The organism is Leptolyngbya sp. FACHB-711, assembly GCF_014695615.1.
Classification (GTDB): Bacteria; Cyanobacteriota; Cyanobacteriia; order Elainellales; family Elainellaceae; genus Leptolyngbya_A.
Genome location: NZ_JACJOR010000215.1, coordinates 1 through 9527, shown reverse-complemented (window position 1 = coordinate 9527; position 9527 = coordinate 1). Strand labels below are relative to the sequence as shown.

The 9527-nt window shown below is 54.1% G+C and carries 9 protein-coding genes and 1 pseudogene; 5 read left to right on the top strand and 5 right to left on the bottom strand.

The window, feature by feature from the left end; all coding sequences use genetic code 11:
- Positions 1-154: 154 nt before the first annotated feature.
- Positions 155-571, bottom strand: a complete 417-nt coding sequence (locus H6F80_RS31210) for a pentapeptide repeat-containing protein (RefSeq protein WP_190791074.1) — start codon at positions 569-571, stop codon at positions 155-157.
- Here H6F80_RS31210 and H6F80_RS08120 point away from each other — a divergent pair.
- Complete coding sequence (locus tag H6F80_RS08120) at positions 548-1927, top strand: hypothetical protein (RefSeq protein WP_190791073.1); 1380 nt, start codon at positions 548-550, stop codon at positions 1925-1927. The two genes, H6F80_RS31210 and H6F80_RS08120, sit on opposite strands and share 24 nt — an antisense overlap.
- Positions 1928-2220: 293 nt before the next feature.
- Here H6F80_RS08120 and H6F80_RS08115 read toward each other — a convergent pair.
- The 3 genes and pseudogenes from H6F80_RS08115 to tsaB all read right to left on the bottom strand — a co-directional run.
- Positions 2221-2319 (bottom strand): annotated as a pseudogene (locus H6F80_RS08115) (helix-turn-helix domain-containing protein); the annotation flags it as partial.
- Positions 2320-2501: 182 nt separating this feature from the next.
- The gene (locus H6F80_RS08110) at positions 2502-3206 is read right to left on the bottom strand and encodes a Uma2 family endonuclease (protein WP_190791072.1); all 705 of its coding nucleotides are present in this window, start codon (positions 3204-3206) and stop codon (positions 2502-2504) included.
- A gap of 34 nt (positions 3207-3240) precedes the next feature.
- Positions 3241-3945 (bottom strand): tRNA (adenosine(37)-N6)-threonylcarbamoyltransferase complex dimerization subunit type 1 TsaB, encoded by a 705-nt coding sequence (tsaB, locus tag H6F80_RS08105; RefSeq protein WP_190791071.1) that lies wholly within the window; start codon positions 3943-3945, stop codon positions 3241-3243.
- 84 nt (positions 3946-4029) lie between these two features.
- Between tsaB and H6F80_RS08100 the strand changes: the two genes are divergently transcribed.
- From H6F80_RS08100 to H6F80_RS08085, 4 genes are all read left to right on the top strand, one after another.
- Positions 4030-5214 carry a WG repeat-containing protein gene (locus H6F80_RS08100; RefSeq protein ID WP_190791070.1) on the top strand — a complete coding sequence of 395 codons (1185 nt, stop codon included), beginning with the start codon at positions 4030-4032 and terminating at the stop codon, positions 5212-5214.
- Between the two features lie 304 nt (positions 5215-5518).
- On the top strand, positions 5519-7276 hold the full coding sequence (locus H6F80_RS08095; protein ID WP_199296445.1) for an N-acetylmuramoyl-L-alanine amidase: 1758 nt from the start codon (positions 5519-5521) through the stop codon (positions 7274-7276).
- A gap of 3 nt (positions 7277-7279) precedes the next feature.
- Positions 7280-8140 (top strand): 3'(2'),5'-bisphosphate nucleotidase CysQ family protein, encoded by an 861-nt coding sequence (locus H6F80_RS08090; RefSeq protein WP_190791069.1) that lies wholly within the window; start codon positions 7280-7282, stop codon positions 8138-8140.
- 147 nt (positions 8141-8287) lie between these two features.
- A complete protein-coding gene (locus H6F80_RS08085) occupies positions 8288-9175 on the top strand; it encodes a carbonic anhydrase (RefSeq protein ID WP_190791068.1) in 888 nt (295 codons plus the stop codon).
- Between the two features lie 5 nt (positions 9176-9180).
- Here the strand turns inward: H6F80_RS08085 and H6F80_RS08080 are convergent.
- Positions 9181-9527: DUF1611 domain-containing protein (locus H6F80_RS08080; RefSeq protein ID WP_190791067.1), on the bottom strand; the 347-nt coding region annotated here is incomplete at its 5' end.

The window sequence follows — 9527 nt, the reverse complement described above, 5'->3', positions numbered from 1 at the left end:
GCGATGGATGAGGGGAATGTTGCGCTAAGGGTTGTTATCGTTTTGGGGTGGGTGTTTCGGGGTTTGGGTCATGCGTTACGCTATCGCTAACGCATCCTACAAGATCTACGATCGCACTGCTAACTTAATGGCTGAACCTGAAGTTGCTAATCATTTAGGACTCCATATCGAACCCAGTATCAGCACCGTCCAGACTATATCCTCCTTTGACGTTGGTGAAGTCAGCACCTATCAGAATGGAGTCATTAAAGTAAGTGCCTTCACAGTTAGCGAAGCTCAAGTCAGCCCCGCTCAAGTCAGATCTATTGAAATCGACGAATTCAAGGTTAGCCCAACTCAAGTTAGCATTTCTCAGGTTGGCATCGGACAGATCACTGTAAGCAGGCTCGATCCTTTGGGCATATCCATATCCACTCAAATCAGCCCCACTCAAATCAGCCCCACTCAAATCAGCCCCGTTCAGGTTAATACCTCTCAACTCGGCATCCTGCAACTTGGCTCCTCGCAAGTTGACTCCGCTAAAGTCTCTTTCTCCAGCAGCGTAGCGTTGCAACAATTCCTCAGCAGTCACAACTTCAGTCTCCAAAACACTACTGTCCCTACCTGGACAGAATTCCTTCGAGAGACGACTCCATTTAACCTTAATTTCAAAATTACCGATCTCCCATCTGGTCAACTCGCAGAAGCCTCTCTCACCAGCTACGACTCTACAGGTCGCCCCACCTCCGGCACCCTCACCCTTGACATTGACGGCAATGGCTTAGGCTGGTTTATCGACTCCACTCCCTGGGACAACAGCGAATTCTCCACCACCCTCATCGATACTGCCTTCCGCGCCACCCCCGGCTCCGCTGCCTTCGGTCGCTACGACTTGCTCACCACCATTCTCCACGAAACCGCCCACCTCGCAGGCTTCATCAACGGCTATGCCGGATTCGATGCCCATGTCAAAACGATCAACGGCACACCCACCTTTGTCGGCAACGGCTTCACTGCTCCCCTCACTCCGGATCGCTCCCACCTCGACTCCCGCTTCTTCCCCCACGACCTGATGAACACCACCCTCGCCCCCGGTGTTCGTAAACTTCCTTCTGCCCTCAATTTGAAAATTCTGGAAACGATTCGTGCCTGGGCAGAGGAGCAGGGGAGCAAGGGAGCAGGGGAATTGAGTCTGACCTCACCGCTGACGGCTCCGGCACTGATCGGCATTCAGAACGGCAGCTTCGACTCCCCCACTGGCTGGGATACCCGTGGAGCAGCACAAGTCCTTGCAGGTCAAGCCGTCCTGCGCGAAGACTCCCCGCTCCTGACCAACTTCTCCCAGGCCTTCCTCATTCCCGAAGGCGCAAAAGCACTGCAATTCACCCTGGTCAGCACCGACCTCGACCGCAGTCCCAACGCCCCCGGCGATGCCTTTGAAGCCGCCCTGCTGAATGCCCGCACTCTCACCCCGATCGCCCGATCGATCAGCGGACTGAGCAACACCGATGCCTTCTTCAACCTGCAACACAGCGGCGATACCTTCGCGGGCACTGGCGTTACCGTGCGGCAAAACCCCAACAGCACCCGCACCGTTACCGTAGACCTGACCGGAGTTGAACCCAACACCCTCGCCACCCTCTACTTTGACCTGCTGGGCTTCGGGACCAGGGAAGGCTCCGTCACGATCGACCCGGCATCCTCACTAGCAGCGAACTTGACCCCGTTGCCGCTGACAACACCACCACGACAAACCAAAACCCGTCCTGCTTCGGCTGACGAACGAGCGTGTTCTGTAAGTTTTGCGAAGATTAAATCATGCGTTACGCTGTCGCCAACGCATCCTACGAGATCTCTTCACCTGAAGATTACCTGCTCTAGCCCCCTGAGCGAATACCACGGAAAAAAGCAACCCGGTGTTCCATTAGAAACAATACATCGACGATAACGGGAACGTTCCCAATTCCCCTGTGAGTCCTTCTTAAACTCAACCAGCATATCTTGTGCACCAGTTTCGACCATAAACGCAACGATTCGGTGGTCGTCATACTCGACTACTCTAGAGAACTCTGGAGGCAGCATCCATTCATCTGAATTTGCTCGAAGCAGGGCATCAACCTCTTTGCCATGCAATAAAGTTAGAAGCTCCCATTTACCATAAGTGTTTCCCATCAAGAGCAATACAGCAAATCCAAGAAATCCGCAACCTAGCTTCTTTGTAGAGAAACGCAACATTTCTTGTTACTTAAGCTTAAGGTAGCGGTGTATATCAAAGATCATGCCTGCTAAGTCAAACGTTGGGTAACACTTGAAGTAGAACAAGATGAAGAACAGTTCTTCTTGATTGGTGAGTCAGCTAGTAGGATGCGTTACGCTTCACTAATGCATCATTTCGCTTCATCAACGGCATGGATGCTGTGACCAAGCAGGAGATTGACTTCAAACCTGATCCGTTCGGATGCTTCCGTCTGGTATGAAAGTGTTTCTAAAGATGAAGCAGTGCTAAATTCTTCTATCCCGCCTTAACGCGCCTGGGCAAGTTGCTGCACAAATTGCTGGTGTTCTTCTGAATTAATGCCCTGCTGCAAGACGGCTAAAACCTGCTGCATTTCTCCGTTGAGTAAGGCAGAGGTCGCTAACCACAAGCCAGGAAATACGCTGCTCTGAATGATGCCCTGCTCATCGATCGCCAGCGATAAATAATCATCGTCCTCTAACTGGAACCAATCAATCTTGCGATCGAACACCTGCCAGACTAGATATTCTTGAACGCCGTTCCGGCGATATGCTCGCTTTTTGTCTCCCAGGTCGATCGATGCGCTGCTTGCTGCCACCTCAACGACCAGTTCGGGTGCGCCCTCAATATAGTCATCAGGACTGAGCCGAGCTTGCCCGCCTGCGCTTTCCTCAATTAATAAAACTGCATCCGGCTGAGGTTCATTATCCCGATCGAGGCGAACCGTTGGATTATCGCCGATTAGAACCTTGGGTGTGAATGCTTGGTAAACGCCCAGCCAGGTCATCAAATTCCCATGCGGTTGACCATGACTCCGAAATCTTAGAGCAGCGGGCACGTACACAACTCCTTCGATCAGTTCAGCTTTCTTCAGGTGGGGCATTGCCTCATAGCGACGCTCAAACTCATGACGAGTCAGACGATCGCCGCTTTCCAGGGGTGGAATCTGCATCGGAGGGGTGACTTTCTGCTGAGAAGGGGTATCAACCATCGTTATCAGGAGCGATAGGGCGATCGTTTGTATTTTATCGCTCTGATTCTCTCACCGGACTTTGACCATAAAACGGAACTGCCTCTACCCAATGAGGACGTTCTTCTTTCTGCCATTCCTGATAAGCGAGTTCTAACAGTGCGGGAGCCGTTGCACCGAGTCCGCCTTCAAGTTTGATTAGCTTGTAGGGACGTTCCCAGCGATCGAGAAAATTCTGCCAGGAGTCGATCGCCTGCACACAATCCTGCAAGGTTGGTTGAAGTCCTGAAGCTGCTGAAGAAACGGTATAGATTGCTGTATGCACTTCCCCCCGTTGAGCGGGCATCTCGATCGCCAGATCGATCAGCTGTAAAGATTCATCGGTTAAGGCAGGTCGATTTGCCCAGGCTGCGGCGGCAAGGGTTGAAATGGCAAACAGAGGCAAATCAAGCTGTTGTGCCAGGGTTCGGGCAGTAACAACCCCGATGCGAGTGCCAGTGAAGCCGCCTGGACCTTTTGCCACTGCCAGAAACATCAGATCGCGCCAGGTTTGCGGCGAGAGGAATTCCTGCAAGTAAACGTGCAAATGCGTGGAGAGATCGCGCCCTAAGTCCCAGGTTTGGCTGCGCCGATGCGAAGCTGTTTCCCCTTTGGGATAGTCGCCCTGAAAATTATCGATCGCTAAACCAAAATCGGAGCTGGCAGTATGCAGGGCAAGGGCATAGGTCGGGTTTGAACGGGTCGTGAAGGTGGCTGGCAAGATTAACTCGTGTGAATACAGACAGTTTCATTCTTCAGAATAGCTTTAGCATGGGAATACATTCCCTGCTCCTCCCCCACTAAAATGCGTCTGTCTTTTCCTGCCTGGGTTTGGCTTGTCGCTGGTGCAGGTTTGCTGGCGATCGGCTATCAAAAGATCGTAACGCTCAGCCACTCAGACTTTTCAGACCCGTTGCTCTATATTGTTGAGCATGATGCTGCGCGGCGTGATCATTTATCGTCTGATTATTTGCCTCGAATTCGCACCAGCGAAGGAGACAATAGCGAAGGAAACGCTGAGACGATCGCGATGAATTCAGACATTCTAGAGTTTGATGCTGCCTCTAATTTTTCAGAAGGGCTGGCAGTGGTGCGGATCAAAGATCGCTATGCTTTTATCGATCGCACCGGGCAGGTCGTCATTCAGACCGATGAAACCCTGGATGGCGTCGCGCCGTTTGTCGAATCACGAGCGGTGGTGCGGACGGCAGATTTGTATGGCTTTATCGATCGGGAGGGCAACATCGTGATCGATCCGCAGTATGCCAGCGCAAATCCCTTTTCAGAAGGGCGGGCAGTGGTGCGAACGGGCAGAGCTTACGGCTATTTGAATCCAGACGGGACGCTGGCGATCGATCCACAATATACGCTGGCGACAGACTTTTCCGAAGGGAGAGCGGCGGCAAAGCTGACCAATTTGTATGGCTACCTCGCGCCAGACGGAGCCTGGATTATTCCCCCGCAGTTTGCCGATGCCTGGAGCTTTTCTGAAGCTCTCGCGGTGGTGAAGGCGGGCGAGAAATGGGGCTACATCAATCCACAGGGCAACATCGCGATCGCACCCCAGTTTGACGGAGCATTTAGCTTCTCAGAAGGGCGCGGACGGGTGCGGCAGGGCAGTCAGTGGGGGTTTATCGATCAGCAGGGCAAGCCGATCGTCCCCATTCAGTATGACTTTGCCTCAGATTTTTCCGAAGGGCTGGCAGCCGTGCTGGTGGGCAGCCAGTGGGGCTATGTAGACCATGCCGGACAAATGGCGATCGCGCCCCAGTTTGAGCTTGCCTCAGATTTTTCCGAAGGGCTGGCAGCCGTGCGGCAAAACGGCAAAATGGGCTTTATCGATCGCACAGGCCAAATCATAATCGCGGCGCAGTTTGAGAATGTCGGTTCTTTTCGGGAAGGGCTTGCCTGGGTGCAAATGGGCAACAAGTGGCGATATGTCGATCGCAACGGAGCGTTTCTGAAGCGGCAGCAGCCTGGCAATCTTTAAATCAAGTTTGGAAATCATCCTGATCAGGGCAATTTTCGACCGAAGAGTTATTTGGTAGATGCACCCTGATTATCGCCTCCCGGTTTCGTACTGGGGGGTTTTATTTTTTTGGTAGGATCTCTGGGCAGGGCAGCTTTCGCAACCATACGTAAACAAACTAGCGGAACGAACTTGCCCAAGTGACCGTCTCAAGTGCAGCCAGTCCGGCTGATGCTCCCCGTTTAGTTACGCGATTTGTACGGGCAATAGGGTACTGTCGCTTTAGTAAGCTTTTTCCGTTTGAGACGATCGAGGATCTGAATTCGTGAAATCTTCCTGGCTTCTTTCTGGTTTGGCAGGCATGGTCGGTGTCCTGCTGTTGTCTTCTCCCGCCGAAGCAGGCAGGCTGCAATCCTGGCAGTTGAACCGCAGTACAGACAGTCCCACGCTGCGCTTTACTACCGATGATGATGTGCAGCCCAGAGTACAGCTTTTGGCAAACCCCAGTCGCCTGGTGATCGATTTGCCCGAAACCCGGCTCGATCGCCCTGCCGTCACTCAATCTGAAATAGGCGCGATTCAATCGCTTCGGATTGCCCAATTTGATGGACAGACGACTCGCATCGTCATTCAGTTTGCCCCCGGCTACACGATCGATCCGCAGCAGGTGCGCGTCCGGGGAGCCTCGCCAACCCAGTGGACTGTTGAGATGCCGCAGCCTGTCCAGATCGCAAACGCATCCGGGGAGCAAGGGGAGCAAGAAAATCAAGGAAATTTTCGCGCTGCGTCCCAGCTTGAAGAATTGCGGGTCACGCCGGATGGATTCTTTTTGCGAACCGGGGGCGAAACGCCTCAGATCCGGCAGCGATGGGAAGACGATCGCCGCAGGCTCATCCTGCAACTGCCGAATACTGCCCTTTCTCAGAGCTTCAGTCAGCGTCAGATCGAAATCGATCGCTACGGGGTCGAGCAGATCCAGGTGGATCAGGCGGCAGGAGATTCGCCCAATGTCACGGTGACGCTTCTTCTCAGTCAGGACGATACCGACTGGCGCATTTCTCCCGGTTCAGGCGGCGTTGCGCTGATTCCCACCCATTCGATCACGGCTGCCCAGCGTCCCGACAGCTCTCGATCGCTTACCCGTTCTGCCCCCGATCAACCCGCCACCATTCAGGGGATTGACTTCGCAGATAGCGGCAGACAGCTTGTAATTCGCGCCGATCGATCGCTGACCAATCTGGAGAGCGGCTGGAATCGTACCACGGCAGAGTATCAAATCGTCATTCCCAACGCCAGATTAGCCGATAACACCGCCCAACCCCGGCTGGAGCAAAATAGCCCGGTTCTACGGTTTCGCGCCGAGCAACGTGACCCAACGACCGTGGTGATCCAGTTTCTTCCAGCAGCGGGGATTGTGATTGGCGAATTGCGATCGGTGCAGCAAACGGTCGCCCTCAGTTTGCAGGGCAGACGAATTCCAGCAGGTTCCACCCCATCTAGCCCTAGAACCCCTGCCCCTTTGCCCAACGTTAGCGATAGTCGAATTACGATCACGATCGATCCAGGGCACGGCGGACGCGATCCGGGGGCAGTCGGCATCGGAGGTATTCGTGAAACCGATATCGTGCTGGATATTTCGCTACAGGTGGCAGAGCTGCTGCAACGGCAGGGCGTTGAGGTGCTAATGACCCGCACAGATGAGCGCGAAATCGATTTGCAGCCACGCGTTAGTCTAGCAAACCGTGCCAGAGCCGATTTGTTTGTCAGCATTCACGCTAACTCTATCAGCTTGAGCCGTCCCGATGTCAACGGTGCAGAAACCTACTACTATTCCGACAGCGGGCGGGTGCTGGCGCAGGCGATTCAGAACAGCATCATTGAGGCAACGGGAATGCGGAGTCGGGGGGTCAAATCTGCCCGCTTCTATGTGCTGCGAAACACGCAAATGCCCGCTGCCTTGGTCGAGGTAGGGTTTGTCACAGGTGCAGAAGATGCCCGCCTTCTCGCCGATCGCAATTTCCGCAGCACCATGGCACAGGCGATCGTTCGCGGTATTCTGCAATATGTACAACAGAGCTTCTAACCCATGCAGCTTACCCCGCACCAAATCCAGTGCATTCACAGTTTAATTCGCGACTGTGGACAGATGGCTCTGAAAATGGCAGCCGAACCGTTTCAAGTTTATGAAAAAGGGGTGGCAGATTACGTTACCACAGTCGATCGCGCCCTCGATGCCAAGCTTGCATCCGGATTAATGTCGCTGTTTCCGGGCGATCGGATTATTACCGAGGAAAATGCTCAGTCCTGGCAGGTGTTTTCGCAGCAGTCGGGTCCGTTCTGGCTGATCGATCCGCTGGATGGAACCGACGATTTTATTCAGCGCAAGCAGCACTATGCCGTGATGGTGGGCCTGCTAGAGCAGCATCAGCCAATCGCCGGATGGGTCGGTGCGCCCGCCTTCGATCGGCTTTACTACGGCGGCAAAGATTGGGGCTTATTTGAAGTGGTAGGCGATCGGGCAGCAGTGCCGCTTGTGCCGAAGGAACCCGCTCCCCCGACGATTGATGACTGTCTGATTTTGCTGGGCTACAAAGATCAGCGCCGCTTTGGGGAAGCGATTCAGCAGCAGATTCCGGCGGCAAAGTTCGACAATATCGGCAGTTTTGGTTTGAAGGTGCTGCGGGTAATTGGCGGCGAGGCAGGAATCTATCTCTATCTCAATCGCCGCGTCAAGCTCTGGGATACTACAGGACCGCTGGCAATGGCAAAGGCGGCAGGACTGGTGTGCTGCGATCTGGCAGGCAACCCGCTCCGGTTTACCCCCGATGCCGTGAAGCTAGACACCCTGGCACACCGTCAGACGATCGTGGTGGGCTGGCAAAGCTATGTCGAGCCGCTGCTAGAACCGCTTCAAAAGGCGATCGCTCAGGTAGGACTGGTGGATTAAGTCCGGTTATTGCTGTGATTAGAGAACGTCAACAGTCTTGAGGGCGATCGATCGCTTCTTCATGAAGTATCGACAAGCTTTTGGGAGACAATCAATAAAGGTCACTACAGATCGCCTGATCAATCGGACGGGAAGGGAAGGATTGCGATGAAAAAGCTGATTCAAGGGCTGCGCGAATTCAAAGACAGCTACGTTTCGACTCACCGGGAGTTGTTTGAACAGCTTTCTCAGGGGCAAGATCCCAGAGTGCTGTTTATCACCTGCTCAGACTCGCGCATCGATCCGGTGATGCTGACTCAGACCGATCTGGGCGATTTGTTTGTGATTCGCAACGCGGGAAACATTATTCCTCCCTATGGTGCAGCCAACGGCGGCGAAGGGGCAGCGGTCGAATACGCGATTCACGCATTGGACATTGACCAAATCGTCATCTGCGGACACTCGCACTGCGGCGCAATGAAAGGCTTACTGCAATTAGGCAGCCTGGAAGAAGAAATGCCGCTGGTCTATGACTGGCTGCGCCACGCCGAAGCCACCCGTCGCTTGGTGAAGGAAAACTATAGCAACCGCACCAAAGACGAGATGCTGGAAATTGCGATCGCCGAAAACGTGATCACCCAGATCGAAAACCTGAAAACCTATCCCGTCGTGCGATCGCGGCTATTCCAGGGCAAGCTGATGATTTTTGGCTGGGTCTACCTGATCGAAACGGGCGAAGTGCTGGCTTACGACCCGGAAACGCATTCCTACGTCGCTCCCCAAAGCCAACTGGCCCAGTACCTACCGGACGATGTGCCCCAACCTGCCACCTTCAGATCCACCAGTGCTCCACCTGTTGCTTGTGAGTTGCCGAATGGCAGCAATATTGCTGTGTCGCAGCCCGTCCCGAGACCCGTCGCGGTTTCTGGCACTCCCTCTGTTACCCCAGCGACAGCCGCCGCGAATGCTCAATCTGCCACGAACGGCAGCAGTCACACCCCCTGGCTTACTCCAGAGCAAGCCGATCGCATCTACCGGGGAAGTGCAAAACGGTAGAGCTCTCATGCCAAAATCGCATCCAGCAGTAGATCTGCGCCAAAGCGAATTGGATCGGTGCAGGGAAGCCCGGTAGTAGAAGTGGCTCGATCGATCGCCTGCTTCGCCTCACTTTCGCTGAGTTGAAACGTATTCAGCGCAATGCCGACTACCTTAACTGGAGCAAAGGAACCTCCGGCATGGGCAACGGTTTCGTAAAGTCGCACCACGTTTTCAAGCGGCGGAATTGGCACATCCGGCACATTATGGATATGCTGCTGTCCTGCCCGGTGTACCAGGATCAGGTGAGTAGGCTGTGTCCCTCTCACAAGCGGTAAGGTTGCGGTCGAACCAGGATTTAGGAGTGATCCCT